Raw genomic sequence first — 19,256 nt, 5'->3', positions numbered from 1 at the left:
CTTCGGCTTCATCCGGCCGGAGCGCGGCGGCGGTGACGTCTTCGCGCATATCTCGGCGATGCGCGGAGCGCGCCGACCGGTAGCGGGCGATCAGGTGATGTATCTCAGCGAGCCAGACGAGAAAGGGCGCTTGCGTGCTACACACATCCGTCTGGCTGAAGGTTTGTCGCTCGACGAGCCCGCGATACGACGCAAGCCCAAAGCTGGAACACAAACGGCTGCGGCCAAACCCGCGCCAGTTGCCAAGGTTCACGCGCGCAAGCGGTCCCGGCCGAACAGGCCGACGCGACGGCTGTCGGCGAAGGCCCTGGGGTTCTTCCTGCTCTGCCTGCTGCCGGCGGCGGGCTTGGCGCGCCTGGCCGAGCAGGGGAGCCACTGGCTGCTGCTCGCTTACCTGCTGGCCAGCGTGCTGGCCTTCGCTGCGTACCTGCATGACAAGCGCCGCGCGCTACGCAATGGCTGGCGCACGCCGGAGGCACGCCTGCATCTGCTCGAGCTGCTCGGCGGCTGGCCCGGCGCCTTGATCGCCCAGCAGCTATTGCGGCACAAGACGCGCAAGCTGTCGTTTCAGCTTGTGTTCTGGCTGATCGTCATGCTGCATCAGGTGGTCTGGCTGGATTATCTGTACTTCCAGCGCCTGCGGCAGTTGCTGCTGCAACTTTGAGCCAAACGAAAACCGCTAACGCCAGATACCAAAACGCCCCGATCGAGCGGGGCGTTTTTTTTGCCGACAGGGTCAGATCACGCCCAGGCTGCGCAGGTAGTCGTCATAGGTGCCGCTGAAGTCGGTGACACCCGAGTCGGACAGCTCGATGATGCGGGTCGCCAGCGAGCCGACGAACTCGCGGTCATGGCTGACGAAGATCAGCGTGCCCGGATAGTTCTCCAGCGCCAGATTCAGCGCTTCGATCGACTCCATGTCCAGGTGGTTGGTCGGTTCATCCATCACCAGCACGTTGGGCTTTTTCAGGATCAGCTTGCCGAACAGCATGCGGCCTTGCTCGCCACCGGAAATCACGCGGACCGACTTCAGGATCTCGTCGTTGGAAAACAGCATGCGGCCGAGCGTGCCGCGTACGATCTGCTCGCCTCCCTGGGTCCACTGGCTCATCCAGTCGAACAGGGTGACGTCGTCTTCGAAGTCGTCGGCATGGTCCTGAGCGTAGTAGCCGAGCTCGGCACTCTCGGTCCATTTCACCGAGCCGGCGTCGGGCTGCATCTCGCCGACCAGGGTGCGCAGCAGGGTGGTTTTACCGATGCCGTTGGGCCCGATGATGGCGACGCGCTCGCCGGCCTCTACGGTAAAGCTGAAGTTCTTGAACAGGGTCTTGCCGTCGAAGCCTTTGGCGACGTTCTCCACTGTTACCGCCTGACGGTGCAGCTTCTTGGTCTGCTCGAAGCGGATGAACGGGCTGACGCGGCTGGATGGCTTGACCTCGGCCAGCTGAATCTTGTCGATCTGCTTGGCGCGGGAGGTCGCCTGCTTGGCCTTCGAGGCGTTGGCCGAAAAGCGGCTGACGAAGGTCTGCAGCTCGGCGATCTGCGCCTTCTTCTTGGCGTTGTCGGCCAGCAGCTGCTCGCGGGACTGCGTCGCCGCGGTCATGTATTCGTCGTAGTTGCCGGGGAACAGGCGTAGCTCGCCATAATCCAGGTCTGCCATATGCGTGCAGACGCTGTTCAGGAAGTGCCGGTCGTGGGAGATGATGATCATGGTGCTGTTGCGCGCCGTGAGGATATTTTCCAGCCAGCGGATGGTGTTGATATCCAGGTGGTTGGTCGGCTCGTCGAGCAAGAGCACTTCCGGATCGGAAAACAGTGCCTGTGCCAATAGCACGCGCAGCTTCCAGCCCGGTGCCACTTCGCTCATCGGTCCGAAATGCTGGTCCAGCGGAATGCCCAAACCGAGCAGCAGCTCACCGGCACGGGATTCCGCGGTGTAGCCGTCCATCTCGGCGAATTCGGTTTCCAGCTCCGCCACGGCCATGCCGTCTTCTTCGCTCATTTCCGGCAATGAGTAGATGCGCTCACGCTCGGCCTTGACCTTCCACAGCTCTTCGTGGCCCATGATCACCGTGTCGATGACGTTGAAGTCTTCGTAGGCGAACTGATCCTGACGCAGCTTGCCCAGGCGCACGTTGGGCTCGAGCATGACCTGACCGGCCGACGGTTCCAGATCACCGCCGAGAATTTTCATGAAGGTCGACTTGCCACAGCCGTTGGCACCGATCAGGCCGTAGCGATTGCCGTTGCCGAATTTGACGGAAACGTTTTCGAACAGCGGCTTGGCGCCGAACTGCATGGTGATGTTAGCGGTGGAAATCAAAGCCAGTATTCTCGCGGGTTTCAGAGTGGGGATTGTGCGTTTGGTCCCGTCAGGGGCCCATACGTAGCGTTCTCACCTCGATCGCCTCCGCCGTCAGGATGGCGTGCATACCGGGACGGGAGAAGTCGTTACGACAGCCGAGCTGTTTGGCGATAAACGCGAGGTATGCCTCTATCAGGCATGTGGTTGCGTATGTGAGGCGCGCATTGTACGGAGGATGGTGGCGAATCCCTAGTGACTTAATCGATGGACGCTACCGATGGTCTTGATCGCCGGTTTGCCGAGTGAAGATGGCCGGCCTCGTTCAGTCTGGCGATACAGCGCTGATGCGATCTGCCAGCGCCGGCTATTGCACACTGCCGTCAGGGTGCCGTGGCCTTCCGTGCGCGAGAGCCAAATGGCCTCGTGCGTTTCTTGAGTCGTCGGCTGGGTGAGCCTGGTTGGGCTCTTGTATGGCTTCATCTGCGGTCCTCGCCCCCAGACTCTCCGTTGGTCAGGCCGACAAGGTTCGGCATGCGCTTGCGGATCAGCTCGGAAAACAGGCGTAGCTTGGCCGGATAGCTGCGTGCGTGCGGATAGATCAGGTAGACGGGGAGCGGTGCTGCCTGCCATTGCGGCATCAGCTGGATCAAGCGACCTTCGGCGATGTCCCGTGCAATCACCCAGGCCGAGCTGACGCAAGCCCCAAGTCCGGCCAATGCTGCGCTACGCAGGGCATATAGGCTATCGGTACTCATACGTGGCCGAATCGAGAAGCGATGATTGCGCCGATCGGCCAGGCAGGTCAGCACGACTTCGTCGGTGTAGTAGGTCCGTAGCGCCAGCCAGGGCAGGCGCTGCAGGTCCTCGGTCGATGCGGGCGCAGCTCCACTGCCTAGCAGCTCTGGCGCCGCGACGACAATCCTGGGTATCTCGCCGAGGCGGATGGCGACTACCGAAGGATCCTCGACGACACCGACCTGGATCGCACAGTCGATGCCCTCGGCGGTGAAATCGGGCCTGCGGTCATGCAGCACCCACTCGACACTCACATTCGGATATTGCCGCAGGTATTCGCCAAGTGGCGAAATCAGCTGGTGCTGGCCAAAGGCATGCGGCACCTGGACGCATAGCTTGCCGCGCGGGTCATCACGAGCGCCCAGTAGTTCGGCTTCCATTTCCGCCCAGCTGTGCAATACGTCCCTGGCGTAGGCGTAGCAGCGCTCGCCGTCACCGGTGAGCTGCATTCGATGCGTCGAGCGGTTGAGTAACTGCAGCCCTAGCGAGCGCTCCAGTGCCTTCAGCCGGCGACTGACCGTCGGTTGGCTCGTATTCAGCTGTACGGCGGCGGCCGAAAGGCTGCCGGCATCGATGATGCGCACGAAGGTTCGCAGTAATTCGATGCGATCGAGCCCGGGGGCTATGAGTTCGTTCATGCGTTAAGCGTATTACGAATCTACGTTTAAGCCCACTACAAGCCGCTGCTATGCAAGGACAGAATGACTCCACCGTAACCGACTGGAGCCATTGCTATGACCTGCGCACAAAAAACATCGGCATTCGAAAGGGGCGAGGTCGCACTTTCGAGCGGCCTCGTGCTGTTGTTGGCCACGGCTGCTGGGCTCAGCGTTGCGACCCTGTATTACGGCCAGCCGATTCTGGGTGTGCTGGCGCAAGATGTTCATGCCGATGAACGAACGGTTGGCATGATCCCCATGCTGACCCAGCTCGGCTACGCCTTGGGAATTCTGCTACTGGCCCCGCTTGGGGACCGCTACGATCGCCGGCGGATCATCTTGGCGAAGGCGCTCGTGCTCACGCTCGCTCTGTTGCTCAGCAGTATCGCTCCCGGCATTGGCACCTTGCTCGCCGCCAGCCTTGCGATCGGTGTCGCGGCCACGATGGCTCAGGACATCGTACCGGCTGCTGCGACACTGGCGCCGGAGACGCAACGTGGGACGGCTGTGGGGACAGTCATGACCGGCCTTCTGCTTGGCATTCTTTTGTCCCGGGTCTTGAGCGGGCTGATCGCCGAGCAGTTCGGTTGGCGCGTCGTCTATGGCACGGCCGCCATATCGGTTGCGCTGGTCGGCGCTAGCGTCTGGCGCGGACTGCCACGGTTTTCACCCACGACATCCTTGGGGTATCGCGAGTTGATCGGGTCGATGGTGAAGCTCTGGGCGCAGTATCCGGCGTTGCGTCGCGCTGCAGTTTCGCAGGGGCTTCTATCTGTCGCGTTCAGTGCCTTTTGGTCGACGCTTGCCGTAATGCTGCACACCCAATTCGGACTGGGCAGTGCGGCGGCCGGTGCGTTTGGGCTCGCAGGGGCCGCGGGAGCACTGGCGGCGCCTATGGCTGGTCGACTGGCTGATCGCAGCGGTCCGGAGCGGGTCACCTGCCTGGGCGCGTCATTGGCCGCCGCATCCTTTGCCGCGCTGGGCCTGGTTGGCCTGGTGCCGCTCGAAGTGCAGTTGGGGCTGATTGCGGTTGCCGCGATCGGGTTCGACTTCGGCATCCAGGCAACACTGGTTGCGCACCAGGCGATTGTCTATGGCATCGACCCACCGGCCCGCAGCCGCCTGAACGCGCTTCTGTTTACCGGTGTGTTTATCGGCATGGCGACTGGGGCAGGGTTAGGAAGCTTGGCGCTTGGCCAATGGGGCTGGAGTGGAGTAGTCGTGCTGGCAACCGTGGCGTCTATCGGTGCGCTGGGGGTTCGAATGATGCCTGCGAGGTCATGATCGCCGTCATGAGGGTTGACGCCTAGCTATCGAGGCGGAGCGTGATCGCTCCGCCTTATGTCTTTTTCTCCATACGAGTTTGTGGGCTTCCCTGCTAAGCCGCCGGCATTGGTGATTCCGGCTTTGAGCATAAATGCCGTCGCGGTGGCCCGTCCGTTATCCACAAAAGCTGTGGATAAACATGTGTACATAATCTGGATGATCGCTCCGAGCGCTTACCAGACGGGCCTCTGCAACAGATCGTCGAGTTTTTGCCCAGTTCGAAAATCCCTTATCAATCAATGTATTAGCCTTATGCGCTGATGGAGCTAAAAGGGGCCGAAGAAAGCTGACGTCTGGCGCGAAGCAATGTGCATAAGAATGTCTTGTCAACCATTTCTTAAGGCATATTTGCCGCTACCTTCCTTGTGATTTGTGGTATGTCACGCCTCCCTTGCGGTTGGGCGGAGTGCTTTGGGATTCACTGAAGTCTCGCGTCTCCGGCCTTCGCTACCTGATGAGCTCGCCTGCACCATCCATACCTCCAACCATGTAGAATCCCGCGCCCCGAAATTTGAGGAGACAACACGTTGGTCATTCATTACTCCGTGGCCCAAGGGAATATCGCGTGTGGGCGCGTAGGCTCGAGTCTGAACAGCTCCGAAGATGCTGCCCAGGTATCGTGCAAGCTCTGCCTCCGCTCCGTTGAGAGGAAGGTCGAGGAGCCGGTACGCAAGACACCGACCCTTGCGGAGCTGAGAGCGGCTGCAGCGGCTGCAAAGTTAGCGAAGAGTGGGGTGGTAGCCCCCGCGCAAACCGCCGAACCATCCAGTAGAGGGTCAGCTCGATTGGAATGGCGGCAGCGCCTGGAACAGTTGCCGGGGCGGAACCGGCTTCCGCGAGGATGTGCTCGGCAGGCATTCATCTAGCCCGCCCATGGGGCCGCGCCGCGGCGAACGCGCCCCATGGTGACGCGTTCGTCGTACCGGCCAATGCCAAGCGTCCCCCAGGAAGGCTTTGACGCAGTGGCGTAAGCAACTGACGTTCAGGCCGGAAAGCAAGCGGATGGCCTCCGCTGGCCCTGGTGGCCTCGGCAGTGAGTCTATTCACACCACCTGAAGCAGAAAAGAAAACGCCCCGAACCAGTCGGGGCGTTTTTTCACTTGCTTCACCCATCAGACGGGGTTAGCCGTCTGTGAGGCGGGTGTGCAGGCTCAGTACATCAGACCGCAACCACATCGATCTTCGCCTTGGCCGCAGACTCGCGGAACTCGGCGATCTGATCGAAGCTCAGGTAGCGGTAGACGTCCGCCGCCATGGTGTCGATCTGAGCGGCGTAGACCATGTACTCCTCGACGGTCGGCAGGCGGCCGAGAATCGAGGCAACCGCTGCCAGTTCGGCAGAGGCCAGGTACACGTTGGTCGCATCGCCCAGGCGGTTGGGGAAGTTACGGGTCGAAGTGGAGACCACTGTCGAGCCGGTTTCAACGCGTGCCTGGTTACCCATGCACAGCGAGCAACCCGGCATTTCCAGGCGTGCACCGGCGCGGCCGTAGATGCCGTAGTAGCCTTCCTCGGTCAGCTGATGCTGGTCCATCTTGGTCGGCGGCGACAGCCACAGGCGGGTCGGCAGCGAGCCTTCGACCTTGTCCAACAGCTTGCCGGCGGCGCGGAAGTGGCCAATGTTGGTCATGCACGAGCCGATGAAGACCTCGTCGATCTTCTCCCCCTGGACACTGGACAGCAGGCGAGCGTCGTCCGGATCGTTCGGCGCGCAGAGTACCGGCTCGGTGACTTCGGACAGGTCGATCTCGATGACTTCGGCGTACTCGGCGTCGGCATCGGCAGCCAGCAGCTTCGGATCGGCCAGCCAGGCTTCCATCGCTTGAGCGCGGCGCTCGAGGGTGCGCGCATCGCCGTAGCCTTCGCTGATCATCCAGCGCAGCAGGGTGATGTTCGACTGCAGGTATTCGGCGATGGCCGCTTCCGGCAGCTTGATGGTGCAACCGGCAGCGGAACGCTCGGCAGAAGCATCGGACAGCTCGAAAGCCTGCTCGACGGTCAGCTCGTTCAGGCCTTCGATCTCGAGAATGCGGCCGGAGAAGATGTTCTTCTTGCCCTTCTTCTCGACGGTGAGCAGGCCTTTCTGGATCGCGTAGTAGGGGATCGCATGCACCAGGTCGCGCAGGGTGATGCCAGGCTGCATCTTGCCCTTGAAGCGAACCAGGACCGACTCCGGCATATCCAGCGGCATGACGCCGGTGGCTGCGGCGAAGGCGACCAGACCCGAGCCGGCCGGGAAGGAGATGCCCATCGGGAAGCGGGTGTGCGAGTCACCGCCGGTACCGACCGTGTCCGGCAGCAGCATGCGGTTCAGCCAGCTGTGGATGATGCCGTCACCCGGACGCAGCGAAACACCGCCGCGGGTCATGATGAAGTCTGGCAGCGTGTGGTGCGTGGTGACGTCGATCGGCTTCGGATAGGCCGCGGTGTGGCAGAACGACTGCATGACCAGATCGGCGGAGAAGCCCAGGCAAGCCAGGTCCTTCAGCTCGTCGCGGGTCATCGGGCCAGTGGTGTCCTGAGAACCGACGGTGGTCATCTTCGGCTCGCAATAGGTGCCCGGACGGACGCCTTTGCCTTCCGGCAGCCCGCAGGCGCGACCGACCATCTTCTGCGCAAGGGTGTAGCCCTTGTTGCTCTCGGCCGGCGCTTCCGGCTTCTTGAACAGATCGGACGGGCCCATGCCCAGCTCGGCACGCGCCTTTTCGGTCAGGCCGCGGCCGATGATCAGCGGAATACGGCCGCCAGCGCGAACTTCGTCGAGCAGGACGTCGGTTTTCAGCTGGAAGGTGGTAACCAGCTCGTCGCTGCCGTGGCGGCGGACTTCACCCTTGTAGGGGTAGACGTCGATGACGTCGCCCATGGCCAGATCCGAGCAGTCGAATTCGATCGGCAGAGCGCCAGCGTCTTCCATGGTGTTGTAGAAGATCGGCGCGATTTTGGTGCCGAAGCAGAAACCGCCGGCGCGCTTGTTCGGTACGTTCGGGATGTCGTCGCCAAAGAACCACAGCACCGAGTTGGTGGCGGACTTGCGCGAAGAACCGGTACCGACCACGTCACCGACGTAGGCGACCGGGAAGCCCTTGGTCTTCAGCTCTTCCATCTGCTTGAGCGGACCAACCGAACCGGGAACGTCGGGGTTGATGCCGTCACGGGCCATTTTCAGCATGGCCAGGGCATGCAGCGGGATGTCCGGGCGCGACCAGGCGTCAGGTGCCGGGGACAGGTCGTCGGTGTTGGTTTCACCGGTGACCTTGAAGACGGTCAGGGTGATTTTTTCGGCGACCGGGGCGCGATTCTTGAACCACTCGCCTTCGGCCCAGGATTGCAGGACGGCCTTGGCGTTGGCATTGCCAGCCTTGGCTTTTTCCGCGACGTCGTGGAAGGCGTCGAACATCAGCAGGGTGTGCTTCAGTTGCTGCGCCGTGGTATCGGACAGTTCCGGGTCGTCCAGCAGCTCGACCAGCGTGACGATGTTGTAACCGCCCTGCATGGTGCCCAGCAGCTCAACGGCGTGCTGCTTGCTGATCAGCGGGGAGGAGGTTTCACCCTTGGCGACGGCAGCGAGGAAGCCAGCCTTGACATAGGCAGCTTCGTCCACGCCCGCCGGAACGCGGTTAGTGATCAGATCGAGGAGAAATTGTTCTTCGCCAACTGGCGGATTCTTCAGAAGTTCGACCAGGCCCGCGGTCTGCTCGGCGTTCAGCGGCTGGGGCACGACGCCCTGGGCGGCACGCTCTTCTACGTGTTTGCGATAGGCTTCAAGCACAGTTTTATACCCTCATCATTGGTCCCTTGGGTGTCTCGGGACGCGCATCCGGAAGCTGTTTTCAAAGTTTTACGCCGGGTTGAGGTGCCGGGTGCGCAGGTTAGAGGGATCTGCGCACCCGGTAGGTAGCCGGTTAACTGTGCTCGTGACGCTTTGAAAACAGCTTCTTGCGGATTGTGGCGCCTAAAACGGCGGGCCGATTCTACTGGAACGGACCCGTAAAGTTAAGTGAAGCGCCACGGCAGTCCGAAAGCGACCTCTACAAACCCCTGCGCGCTCGGGCGGCAGGATCCCGCTGAGTATGGGCGTTTGCGGCCCTTCGGGCGGTTCGATCCGGATTGATCCGTGACCCGGCTTGGACAAAAGTCTAAGATGCTGCGCTGTTCTTCGATTCATCTCCCGTCATGTCAAATCAGCGAATCAAAACTCCCTGCGTAGGCCTTTGTTCGACCGTCTACGGCGATGTGGTTTGCCGCGGCTGCAAACGGTTTCATCACGAAGTGGTGAACTGGAACGGTTACAGCGAGGAGGGCAAGCGCTCGGTCTGGCATCGCCTGGAAGTGCTGCTCGCGCAGGTGATGGCGGCGAAGCTGGAAGTATTCGATGCGCCATTGCTTCGCCGACAGCTGGAAAGCCGGCAGATCCGCTTCGTTGCCGAGCAATCGCCGTATTGCTGGGCCTATCAGCTGATCGCGCGAGGCGCGCGAGTGATCCAGCAACTCGAGGCGTACGGTGTCGCCCTGTTGCCGGAATTTCGCGAATGGTCTTTACCCGAGCTCCGTGATGCGATCGATCGGGAATTCTTCATCCTGTCCGAGGCGCATTATCACCGCTATATCGCGCCGCAGTTCCTCGACGACACGGCGGGGTAGGATCCGCCTCTCCCGGTGAGGCGGATCGTCCGTTCCTGATCCTGACTAGCGGCGCGCGACGAGATCCTCCAGGTGGTCGATGACGTCGTCAGGCTTGAGCACCAGGACATCGCTTTCCAGCGCGTCCAGAACCACCTCGGCGGTGTTGCCCATCAGTGCGCCGGAAAAACCGGTGCGGGCGACCGTACCGATCACCGTTACGACAGCCTGCAATTGATGGCAGACCCGCGGTATCAGGGCATCAGCCGGACCTTCTTCGATATGCAGCTGCCCGTCGGGGATGTCGTACTCGACCTGAAACTGCTTGCAGGCGTTCCGATAGCGTTGCTCGATGGTGTCCTTGAGTTGAAATGCAGGGTCTGCCGCCGAGAGCATCGCCGAAGGGTGGGCGCTGATGACATGCAGGGTGCCTTCAGCGAGCGATGCAATCTCATGGCCATGGTTGATGATGCTCGAGTGAAGCGTCCGGTGCTCCATGTCGGCATTCCCTACGTCGACCGCGGCCAGGATCTTTCCGCCCGTCCACGGCGCCTCGGTCTTGACCATCAACACCGGGCACGGACAGTAGCGCAACAGCTTCCAGTCATCCGGTGTCAGCAGGGCTCGCTTGAGCGGGTTGTCGGCGACATGCTGCTTGATCACCAGGCCGCAGCCTTCGGCTTGTTGGGCGGCGATGATGGTCTGGTGCAGGTTCTCGTGCCAGTCCTGGCGGGTCGTGACGACGTGGCCTTGCTCTTCGAGTTCCGAGCGTAAGCGATCCAGGTAGTGGCTGTGATCCTGCCGCGTGTCACAGACCAGCAGATGGAGCCGGGACTGGCTGACGCTGGATATCAATCGTGCACGTTTCAGTGCCAGGTTTTCCGGCAGGTTCGGGTCGATTACCACGAGAATACAGCGTAAGGCTTGCATGATCGGCTCCGGTTCCAGTATCGGTTGAGTTCACTATAGACAAGGCCGTCGCCGCGGCCAGTGATCCATATCAACCTCCGCTGGCCGTACGCTGCCGGACTCGTATAATGCGCGGCGTGCGGTCGCCATTGCGCTGGCTGTCGTGTCCATTTCCCTTATGAATACCCGTACTCATGCTCCCCGAATTGAATGAATTCCTCGGCTGCGCCACACCGTCCAGCTGGGTCGACGTCGCGCTGCGCAATCAGGACGTGATGCTCATCGACCATGGCAACTGCGAAAAGAAGGCGGCCGGTGCGGCCTTTCAGCTGATGTTCCGCTATGTCGACAAACCCGACCTGCAGAACAAGATGTCGCGGCTGGCCCGGGAAGAGCTCCGCCATTTCGAACAGGTGCTGTCGATTATCCGTAAGCGCGACATCGCGCTGCGTAACATCGGCTCATCCCGCTACGCTGCCGGGTTGCGGGAGCTGGTCCGCAACCATGAACCCTATCGGCTCACCGATACCCTGGTCATCGGGGCCTTTATCGAGGCGCGATCCTGCGAGCGCTTCGCGATGCTGGTGCCGCATCTGGATGAAGAGCTGGGCAAGTTCTATCACGGCTTGCTGAAATCCGAGGCGCGGCATTTTCAGGATTATCTGAAGCTGGCGTATCTCTATGGTGAGGCGGCCGATATCGACGCGACCATCGTGAGGGTGCGCGAGCGCGAGCGCGAGCTGATCGAAAGCCCTGACGATGAGTTTCGCTTCCACAGCGGTGTGCCCAGCGCCGCCTGACCTGCTCAGCTCAGCTCGAAGGGCGCCTGGTCGAAGCCTGATTCATCGACCTGCAAAGCCCAGCCCTGGCGATCCCAGTCGCCGAGGACGATGCGCCTGGCCGGCTGCCCGTCCACGTCCAGCGTGTGTATGGCGGGGCGGTGGGTGTGGCCGTGAATCAGCGTGCGTACGTTGTGGCGTCGCATGATCCGGACCACTTCGTCGGGCGTTACGTCGACGATGTCGCTGGCTTTCATGCGGGTTTGCTGCTTGCTGCTCGATCGCAACTTCTGAGCTAGCTGCTGGCGTTTGGCAAGCGGAAGGTGATGCAGGATGAACAGGCTGACTGGGTTACGCAGCCAGCGGCGTAGACGCATGTAGCCCTCGTCACGGGTACACAGGCTGTCGCCATGGGTGAGCAACACCCGCTCACCGCCGAGCTGGGCGACATATGGATCATCCAGTAGGGTGCACCCCGCCTCGCGACAGAACGCCTTGCCGATCATGAAATCACGGTTGCCGTGCATCAGGTAAAGCCGGGTTCCGCTCAGGCTCAGCGCTTTCAGGGCGTGGGCGATTTCGTGCTGAAAGGGCGTCATGCCGTCATCGCCAACCCAGACTTCGAAGAAGTCACCGAGGATGTAAAGCGCTTCGGCCTTGGCGGCGCGGGTCTCGAGGAAATGAAGAAACGCCCGGGTAAGGTCCGGGCGTCGTTCTTCGAGGTGCAAGTCCGATATCAGCAGGATCAATGCGCTTACTCGACGATCTCGGCCTTCTCGATCACCACGTCTTCCACCGGCACGTCCTGGTGTCCCGACTTCATGGTGGTCGGCACGCCCTTGATCTTTTCGACCACGTCCATGCCCTCGACTACTTCGCCGAACACGGCATAGCCCCAGCCCTGCACGGTTGGCGCGGTGTGGTCGAGGAAATCGTTGTCCTTGACGTTGATGAAGAACTGCGCGGACGCCGAGTGCGGCTCCATGGTGCGCGCCATCGCAAGGGTGCCGGTCTTGTTCGAAAGGCCGTTGTTGGCCTCGTTCTTGATGGGGGTGCGGGTGCTTTTCTGCTTCATGCCCGGCTCGAAGCCGCCGCCCTGGATCATGAAGTTGCTGATCACACGGTGGAAAATGGTGCCGTCATAGTGGCCGCTCTTCACGTATTCCTTAAAGTTCGCGGTGGTTTCCGGGGCCTTGTCCTCGAACAGCTTGACGGTAATGACGCCGTGGTTGGTGTGTAGCTTGATCATGGGAGCCTTCCTTAATTAGCAGCGGGAGAATTCGTGCCGCGACGGTACGACCGGCGCCTGGCGAGCGTGTTGTCGCTGTCGCGCGGCTGCGCGCTTTGCTCTGTCAGGGGGTTGACGGGTCCGCTATGATAGGCGCTTTGATTTGGTCGGCCTACCCTGAAAGGGTGTTTACAAACGAGTACGCTCGGCCATGCCGCAATGAAATCGGCCCTCAATGCCCTTGTACATCTCGTACATCCCGCGTTCGGCTGATCTCGCCCTGTCTGGCATCGCCCGTTACTTTCAAGCGCTGAGCCGCACACTCGCAGATCGTTAAGGACATCATGAGCAAGCCTGAGACTACCGCAGCCACTAATTTTCTCCGTCCCATCGTCCAGGCCGACCTGGAGTCGGGCAAGCATGCCAAGATCGTCACGCGCTTTCCGCCCGAGCCCAACGGCTACCTGCACATTGGCCACGCCAAGTCGATCTGCCTGAATTTCGGCCTGGCCAAGGAGTTCGGCGGCGAGTGCAACCTGCGTTTCGATGACACCAATCCGGCCAAGGAGGATCAGGAGTACATCGACGCGATCAAGAGCGACGTGCTGTGGCTCGGCTTCCAGTGGGCGGGCGAGGAGCGTTACGCGTCCAACTATTTCGCCCAGCTGCACGCATGGGCCATCGAGCTGATCAAGGCAGGCAAGGCCTACGTCTGCGACCTGACGCCCGACCAAGCGCGGGAGTACCGTGGCAGCCTGACCGAGCCGGGCAAGAACAGCCCGTTCCGTGATCGCTCGGTGGAGGAGAACCTGGATCTGTTCGCGCGGATGAAGGCCGGTGAGTTCCCGGATGGGGCCAAGGCACTGCGCGCGAAGATCGACATGGCCTCGCCAAACATGAACATGCGTGACCCGATCCTTTACCGGATCCGCCATGCGCATCATCACCAGACCGGCAATGACTGGTGCATCTACCCGAGTTATGACTTCACTCACGGTCAGTCGGATGCCATCGAAGGCATCACGCATTCGATCTGCACGCTGGAATTCGAGGATCACCGTCCGCTCTACGACTGGTTCCTGGAAAACCTGCCGGTTCCGGCGCGCCCGCGCCAGTACGAGTTCGCCCGCCTCAACCTGAACTACACCATCACCAGCAAGCGCAAGCTCAAGCAGCTGGTCGACGAAAAGCACGTAAGCGGTTGGGACGACCCGCGCATGTCGACCCTCAGCGGCTATCGCCGACGCGGTTATACCCCGGCGTCGATCCGTACCTTCTGCGACATGATCGGCGTGAACCGCGCGGGCGGCGTGGTCGATATCGGCATGCTCGAATTCGCGATTCGCGAAGACCTGGACGCCAACGCGCCGCGGGCCATGTGCGTGCTCAAGCCGCTGAAAGTCGTCATCACCAATTATCCCGAAGGCCAAGTCGAGAACCTCGAGCTGCCTTGCCACCCCAAGCAGGACATGGGTGTGCGCCAATTGCCGTTCTCGCGCGAGCTCTACATCGACGCCAGCGATTTCGAAGAAGTCCCTCCAGCCGGTTTCAAGCGCCTGATCCCAGGCGGTGAAGTGCGCCTGCGCGGCAGCTACGTGATCCGCGCCGACGAAGCGGTAAAGGACGCGCAGGGCAATATCGTCGAGCTGCGTTGCTCCTACGACGAAAACACGCTGGGCAAGAACCCGGAAGGCCGCAAGGTCAAGGGCGTGATTCACTGGGTACCGGCGGCCGAGAGCGTCGAATGCGAAGTGCGTCTGTACGATCGTCTGTTCCGCTCGGCCAATCCCGAGAAAGATGAAGACGGCGGCAGCTTCCTCGACAACATCAACCCCGAGTCGCTGGTGGTGCTCAAGGGCTGCCGCGCCGAGCCGTCGCTGGCCTCGGCCGAAGCGGAAGATCGCTTCCAGTTCGAGCGCGAGGGCTACTTCTGCGTGGATCGCAAGGACAGTCGCGCGGACGCATTGGTATTCAACCGCACCGTCACCCTGCGTGATTCCTGGGGAGGCCAGTGATGGCGCTGTCGATCTACAACACCCTGACCAAGGCCAAGGAGCCCCTCAAGCCGCTGATCGACAACCAGGTGCGCATGTACGTGTGCGGCATGACCGTCTATGACTTCTGCCATATCGGTCACGCGCGCGTCATGGTGGCGTTCGACGTGGTTTCGCGCTGGTTGCGCCAACGTGGTTACGAGCTGACCTACGTGCGCAACATCACTGATATCGACGACAAGATCATTCGCCGTGCCCAGGAAAACGGCGAGAGCTTCGAGGCGTTGACTGGGCGGATGATCGCTGCGATGCATGAAGACGAAGCGCGGCTGAATGTGCTCCGCCCGGATCTCGAACCGCGGGCGACCGACCATATCGCCGGCATGCACAGCATGATCCAGACCTTGATCGACAAGGGCTTCGCCTACGCGCCGGGTAACGGCGATGTCTATTACCGGGTCGGCAAGTTCGTCGGCTACGGCAAGCTGTCGCGACGCAAGATTGAGGATCTGAAAATCGGCGCTCGCATCGAAGTCGACGAGGCCAAGGAAGATCCGCTAGATTTCGTGCTCTGGAAAGCCGCCAAGCCGGGCGAGCCGAGCTGGGAGTCGCCGTGGGGAGCGGGGCGTCCGGGTTGGCACATCGAGTGCTCGGTCATGTCCACCTGCTGCCTGGGCGAGACCTTCGATATCCACGGCGGCGGCCCCGATCTGGTGTTCCCGCACCATGAAAACGAGATCGCGCAGAGTGAAGCGGCGACCGGCAAGCAATACGCCAATGCCTGGATGCACGCCGGAGCGGTCCGTGTCGATGGCGAGAAAATGTCCAAGTCGCTGGGCAACTTCTTCACCATTCGCGAGGTGCTGGAGAAATACCAGCCGGAAGTGGTGCGCTACCTGTTGGTGTCGAGCCACTACCGCAGTCCGATCAACTATTCCGAAGACAGCCTGAAAGAAGCCAAAGGCGCGCTCGAGCGCTTCTACCAGTCCTTGCGCGGTATGCCCGACGCGACGCCGGCGGGCGGTGAGGCCTTCATCGAGCGTTTCTCGGCGGCGATGGACGACGACTTCAATACCCCGGAAGCCTGCGCTGTGCTCTTTGAATTGGCCCGCGAGGTCAACCGGCTGCGCGCCTCCGATCCGCAAGCTGCGGCTGGCCTGGCTGCGCGTCTCAAGGCGCTGGCCGAACCGCTGGGCGTGCTGCAACTTGAACCGGACGACTTCCTGCAGGCCGGTGCCGAAGGCAAGGTAGATGCGGCTCAGGTGGAAGCGCTGATCGCGGCTCGTCTGCAGGCTCGGGTCGAGAAGAACTGGGCCGAGTCCGACCGTATCCGCGATCAACTCACCGCGTTGGGCGTTGTCCTGGAAGATGGCAAGGGTGGGACTACCTGGCGGCTGGCTGACTGACAGCTGTCGTGAAAACGAAGGCCGCTGCGTGCGGCCTTTTTCGTTTGTCGGCAACTGAACAAGCGCTGTATGGCTAAGAGAGCTCGGCTCAGTCGTTATACCTTCAGTCCTTGCTCGCGTAGCCGCTTGTACAGGGTGTTGCGGCTCATCCCCAGGTTGCGGGCCAGGTGCGAAATGTTTCCGCGGCAGGCGTGGTAATGGCTGGCCAGATCGTCGCTCGGTGAGGGGCCGGTTTGCACTAAGCGCGGCGATGAGGCCGGAGCGCGTTCCAGATCTTCGAAGAAATCGTCAGGCAAGTGCTCGGGGTGGATCGGCTGATCACCGGCCAGGGCCAACGCGACCTGAATGACACTGCTCAACTGGCGAATATTTCCAGGCCAAGGGTGGCGATCGAACAGGCGCTGCACTTCGGCACTCAATCCGGCCCGTTGCTGGGGTTCTCTATATTGCTCCCAGATTCGCGCAAACAGCGCTTGTTTATCGTGGCGGGCCCGTAGCGGCGGCAGCTCGACGTTGAGCCCGCTGACGCGGTAGAACAGATCCTGGCGGAAACGCCCGTTCTCGACTTCCTGGCGGAGCGATCGGTTCGTCGCGCAGATCAGTCGGAAATCGACTGGAAACGGCTCGCCGCCACCGAGCGGCTGGACGCTACGGTCCTGCAGCACACGCAACAGGCGTGCCTGCAGACTAAGTGGCATATCGCCGATCTCGTCGAGAAACAGCACGCCGCCGTCCGCCTTGCGGATCAGCCCCAGGCTGCCTTTCTGATGGGCGCCAGTGAAAGCGCCTTTCTCGTAACCGAACAGTTCGGATTCGATCAGTTCGCTGGGGATCGCCGCGCAGTTTACGGCGATCAACGGCGCCTTGCCGCGCGAGCTGGCCGCGTGCAGTGCCTTGACCATCACCTCCTTGCCGACGCCGGTCTCACCGTGGACCAGAATCGGGATGTCTTTCTCGAGCATGAGTTGGGCTTGGCGGAACACTTTGCGCACCTTTGGATCGCCTTGCTCGATACCGGCCAGGCCAACAGGCTGCTCTTTAGGGGGGCGAAAATCCCGCGGCTGGATGCGCGGCTTCTGCGGGCGCCGGATGTTGCCGTGGAAACGATGGCGCCCCAGGGCCAGCAGGCGCATGGGCTGGTCTTCCGGCTGGTTGAGCAATTGCAGCAACGGCACGTCGAACAGGCTGTCGATGCGTGAGCGCGTCATGGACATACCCAGCAGGCTGTCGGCACGCCGGTTGGCCGATACGATCAGGCCCGACTCGTCGAACACCAACAGGCCGGCCCATTGACTGTCGAGGTTGTCCTGGCCGGTATTGAAGGTGAGCTGGAAATAGTCGTCATGGAAGAGGTTGAGGATGAGCCGGTTTTCCACCGACTGGCTCATCATCTTGACCATGCCGAGCGTGTGCGAAGGCGGAAGGTAACTGTCGCTGGATACGTCGAGTACGGCTATCAGCTGGCGTTGTGCGTCGAAGATCGGCGAAGCCGCGCCAGACAGGTAACGATTGGCCATCAGAAAGTGCTCGTCACGCTGTATGTGCACCGCCTGCCCACTGGCCAGCGCGGTGCCGATCGCATTGGTGCCGGTGTCGCGCTCCATCCAGCTGGCGCCGGGCAGAAACCCTCGTTTATGCGTGGGCTCGACGAAACGCCTATCGCCCCACGACTCGAGCAGCTGACCGGTGTTGTCGGCCAGCAGGATCAAGCAGCTCGAATTCGAAAGGATATTTTCGTAATGCGGCAGCACTTCGCGCTGGGTGGTCTGCACCAGGCTGCGCTGACGATCGAGCAGGGCGTTGATCTCCTGCTCGGTGGGTTCGCCGAAACTCGGAACGCAGTGCGGATTTAGCCCGTAGCGTTCGCATCGGCTCCAGGAATCCTCTACCAAGGCCTGATGTGAGGTGGACGGAGCTGGGTCGGCCATGTTGCCTCTCTGTCGCTGCATCTTCTTGTTGTTATGGATCGCTGTCACGTACGGCGCCATGAACAGTCTTGTTCATTTTTGTTCACTGTCAATGTTCAGAATTGTTCATTTTGAACACTTGGCAACATCGGTCTGCCGCTCAGGCCGCACGCCAGAGCGCTCGCGCAGGGCTGGCACGGATATCGCTCTGCTTACCTCCATAACAAATAGAGGAAGGCGGCATGTCCCTGATCCTGGAACAGGTCACCAAGACGGTCGATGGCCAACGGCATATCGATAACGCCAGCCTGGTGTTCGAGCCGGGCTCGTTCAACGTGCTGATCGGGCGCACCCTCTCGGGCAAGACGTCGCTGATGCGGCTCATGGCGGGGCTCGACAAGCCCAGCGCAGGGCGCGTGCTGATGAACGGTGCCGACGTGACGGGCGTCCCGGTGCGAAAGCGCAACGTCTCGATGGTCTACCAGCAGTTCATCAACTACCCCACGCTGAGCGTGTTCGAGAACATTGCCTCGCCGTTGCGTCAGGCCGGCATGAGCAAGGCCGAGATCGAGCGCAAGGTCGGCGAGACTGCCGAAATGCTGCACATCGAAGGGTTTCTCAAGCGTTACCCGCTGGAGTTATCCGGTGGCCAACAGCAACGAACGGCGATGGCGCGGGCGCTGGTCAAAGACGCGGACCTGGTGTTGTTCGACGAGCCGCTGGTCAACCTCGATTACAAGCTGCGTGAAGAGCTCCGGCAGGAAATGCGCGAGCTATTCAGGACTCGCCGCAGCATCGCCGTCTACGCCACCACCGAGCCCAACGAGGCGCTGGCGCTCGGCGGAACGGCGACAGTGCTGCATGAAGGCCGCGTGATACAGAGCGGGCCGACATCCGAGGTTTATCACCGCCCAAGCCAGATGCTAAGTGCCGAGCTGTTTTCCGAGCCGCCGATCAATCTGCTGCCGGGTCGGATTGCTGCTAACGAGGTCAGCTTTCAGGACTGCATGCACTTTCCGCTCAACGCTGACCTGCGCACGCTGAACGAGGGTGAATACCGATTCGGCGTGCGGCCCAGCCATATCGGGCTGGTGCCCTCCAACGATGATGATCTGGAAGTGTCCGGTTTGGTCGAGATCGCCGAGATCAGCGGTTCGGAGACGTTCCTCCACGTGCGCAACGAGCATTTCAGCCTCGTGTTGCACCTTCAAGGCGTACACGACTACCCGGTGGACTCACCGATCCGGGTGTACATCCCGACGCACAAATTGTTCGTTTTCGACGCCTCCGGCCAGTTGGCCCAGGCACCGGCCCGGCGTGCCTGAGGA

Annotated in this window: 15 protein-coding genes; 8 read left to right on the top strand and 7 right to left on the bottom strand. The window is 61.5% G+C overall.

From position 1 onward, the window contains the following. Positions 1 to 10: 10 nt before the first annotated feature. Positions 11 to 664, top strand: a complete 654-nt coding sequence (locus tag KCX70_RS12460; protein WP_249121740.1) for a DUF1294 domain-containing protein — start codon at positions 11 to 13, stop codon at positions 662 to 664. A gap of 72 nt (positions 665 to 736) precedes the next feature. Here KCX70_RS12460 and KCX70_RS12455 read toward each other — a convergent pair whose 3' ends face one another. Continuing rightward, positions 737 to 2,323, bottom strand: a complete 1,587-nt coding sequence (locus KCX70_RS12455; RefSeq protein WP_102845748.1) for an ABC-F family ATPase — start codon at positions 2,321 to 2,323, stop codon at positions 737 to 739. 458 nt (positions 2,324 to 2,781) lie between these two features. After that, the gene (locus KCX70_RS12450; protein ID WP_212617751.1) at positions 2,782 to 3,738 is read right to left on the bottom strand and encodes a LysR family transcriptional regulator; all 957 of its coding nucleotides are present in this window, start codon (positions 3,736 to 3,738) and stop codon (positions 2,782 to 2,784) included. Positions 3,739 to 3,834: 96 nt separating this feature from the next. On the opposite strand from KCX70_RS12450, the gene KCX70_RS12445 reads away from it, so the two are divergent. Next, the gene (locus KCX70_RS12445; protein WP_212617750.1) at positions 3,835 to 5,043 is read left to right on the top strand and encodes an MFS transporter; all 1,209 of its coding nucleotides are present in this window, start codon (positions 3,835 to 3,837) and stop codon (positions 5,041 to 5,043) included. A 569-nt stretch (positions 5,044 to 5,612) separates the two neighbouring features. Beyond that, positions 5,613 to 5,951, top strand: coding sequence for a hypothetical protein (locus tag KCX70_RS23300; protein ID WP_249121639.1), 339 nt, complete (start codon positions 5,613 to 5,615; stop codon positions 5,949 to 5,951). 293 nt (positions 5,952 to 6,244) lie between these two features. Here KCX70_RS23300 and acnB read toward each other — a convergent pair whose 3' ends face one another. Next, positions 6,245 to 8,854: a bifunctional aconitate hydratase 2/2-methylisocitrate dehydratase gene (gene acnB / locus KCX70_RS12440; RefSeq protein WP_212617749.1), complete on the bottom strand. Its 2,610-nt coding sequence runs from the start codon at positions 8,852 to 8,854 to the stop codon at positions 6,245 to 6,247. A gap of 404 nt (positions 8,855 to 9,258) precedes the next feature. Here acnB and KCX70_RS12435 point away from each other — a divergent pair, with 404 nt between their 5' ends. Then, a complete protein-coding gene (locus KCX70_RS12435; protein ID WP_031311127.1) occupies positions 9,259 to 9,726 on the top strand; it encodes a DUF1289 domain-containing protein in 468 nt (155 codons plus the stop codon). Positions 9,727 to 9,771: 45 nt separating this feature from the next. On the opposite strand, the gene KCX70_RS12430 is transcribed toward KCX70_RS12435, so the two are convergent. Then, positions 9,772 to 10,635, bottom strand: a complete 864-nt coding sequence (locus KCX70_RS12430; RefSeq protein ID WP_212617748.1) for a universal stress protein — start codon at positions 10,633 to 10,635, stop codon at positions 9,772 to 9,774. Positions 10,636 to 10,808: 173 nt separating this feature from the next. Between KCX70_RS12430 and KCX70_RS12425 the strand changes: the two genes are divergently transcribed. Next, a complete protein-coding gene (locus tag KCX70_RS12425) occupies positions 10,809 to 11,414 on the top strand; it encodes a tRNA-(ms[2]io[6]A)-hydroxylase (protein ID WP_212617747.1) in 606 nt (201 codons plus the stop codon). Between the two features lie 5 nt (positions 11,415 to 11,419). Here KCX70_RS12425 and lpxH read toward each other — a convergent pair whose 3' ends face one another. Continuing rightward, on the bottom strand, positions 11,420 to 12,142 hold the full coding sequence (gene lpxH / locus KCX70_RS12420; protein WP_212617746.1) for a UDP-2,3-diacylglucosamine diphosphatase: 723 nt from the start codon (positions 12,140 to 12,142) through the stop codon (positions 11,420 to 11,422). 5 nt (positions 12,143 to 12,147) lie between these two features. Continuing rightward, positions 12,148 to 12,642: a peptidylprolyl isomerase gene (locus KCX70_RS12415; RefSeq protein ID WP_212617745.1), complete on the bottom strand. Its 495-nt coding sequence runs from the start codon at positions 12,640 to 12,642 to the stop codon at positions 12,148 to 12,150. A 323-nt stretch (positions 12,643 to 12,965) separates the two neighbouring features. Between KCX70_RS12415 and KCX70_RS12410 the strand changes: the two genes are divergently transcribed. Both KCX70_RS12410 and cysS read left to right on the top strand, forming a co-directional pair. Continuing rightward, positions 12,966 to 14,636: a glutamine--tRNA ligase/YqeY domain fusion protein gene (locus KCX70_RS12410; protein ID WP_212617744.1), complete on the top strand. Its 1,671-nt coding sequence runs from the start codon at positions 12,966 to 12,968 to the stop codon at positions 14,634 to 14,636. Then, positions 14,636 to 16,021 carry a cysteine--tRNA ligase gene (cysS, locus tag KCX70_RS12405; protein ID WP_102850421.1) on the top strand — a complete coding sequence of 462 codons (1,386 nt, stop codon included), beginning with the start codon at positions 14,636 to 14,638 and terminating at the stop codon, positions 16,019 to 16,021. The genes KCX70_RS12410 and cysS overlap by 1 nt, the downstream gene beginning before the upstream one ends. A gap of 95 nt (positions 16,022 to 16,116) precedes the next feature. On the opposite strand, the gene KCX70_RS12400 is transcribed toward cysS, so the two are convergent. Then, the gene (locus tag KCX70_RS12400; RefSeq protein WP_212617743.1) at positions 16,117 to 17,949 is read right to left on the bottom strand and encodes a sigma-54-dependent Fis family transcriptional regulator; all 1,833 of its coding nucleotides are present in this window, start codon (positions 17,947 to 17,949) and stop codon (positions 16,117 to 16,119) included. Positions 17,950 to 18,170: 221 nt separating this feature from the next. On the opposite strand from KCX70_RS12400, the gene KCX70_RS12395 reads away from it, so the two are divergent. Beyond that, on the top strand, positions 18,171 to 19,253 hold the full coding sequence (locus KCX70_RS12395) for an ABC transporter ATP-binding protein (RefSeq protein WP_212617742.1): 1,083 nt from the start codon (positions 18,171 to 18,173) through the stop codon (positions 19,251 to 19,253). The last annotated feature ends 3 nt before the right edge of the window (positions 19,254 to 19,256 follow it).

Origin of the sequence: Stutzerimonas stutzeri, from assembly GCF_018138085.1 — a bacterium.
Classification (GTDB): Bacteria; Pseudomonadota; Gammaproteobacteria; order Pseudomonadales; family Pseudomonadaceae; genus Stutzerimonas; species Stutzerimonas stutzeri_AI.
This window is presented reverse-complemented; position numbering and strand designations above follow the sequence as displayed.

What these genes read in the sequence shown, in the direction of transcription:
- KCX70_RS12450 (WP_212617751.1), bottom strand. Translation starts at nt 3,738, where the DNA reads ATGAACGAACTCATAGCCCCCGGGCTCGATCGCATCGAATTACTGCGA.
- KCX70_RS12445 (WP_212617750.1), top strand. Translation starts at nt 3,835, where the DNA reads ATGACCTGCGCACAAAAAACATCGGCATTCGAAAGGGGCGAGGTCGCA.
- KCX70_RS12435 (WP_031311127.1), top strand. Translation starts at nt 9,259, where the DNA reads ATGTCAAATCAGCGAATCAAAACTCCCTGCGTAGGCCTTTGTTCGACC.
- KCX70_RS12430 (WP_212617748.1), bottom strand. Translation starts at nt 10,635, where the DNA reads ATGCAAGCCTTACGCTGTATTCTCGTGGTAATCGACCCGAACCTGCCG.
- KCX70_RS12425 (WP_212617747.1), top strand. Translation starts at nt 10,809, where the DNA reads ATGCTCCCCGAATTGAATGAATTCCTCGGCTGCGCCACACCGTCCAGC.
- KCX70_RS12415 (WP_212617745.1), bottom strand. Translation starts at nt 12,642, where the DNA reads ATGATCAAGCTACACACCAACCACGGCGTCATTACCGTCAAGCTGTTC.
- KCX70_RS12410 (WP_212617744.1), top strand. Translation starts at nt 12,966, where the DNA reads ATGAGCAAGCCTGAGACTACCGCAGCCACTAATTTTCTCCGTCCCATC.
- cysS (WP_102850421.1), top strand. Translation starts at nt 14,636, where the DNA reads ATGGCGCTGTCGATCTACAACACCCTGACCAAGGCCAAGGAGCCCCTC.
- KCX70_RS12400 (WP_212617743.1), bottom strand. Translation starts at nt 17,949, where the DNA reads ATGGCCGACCCAGCTCCGTCCACCTCACATCAGGCCTTGGTAGAGGAT.
- KCX70_RS12395 (WP_212617742.1), top strand. Translation starts at nt 18,171, where the DNA reads ATGTCCCTGATCCTGGAACAGGTCACCAAGACGGTCGATGGCCAACGG.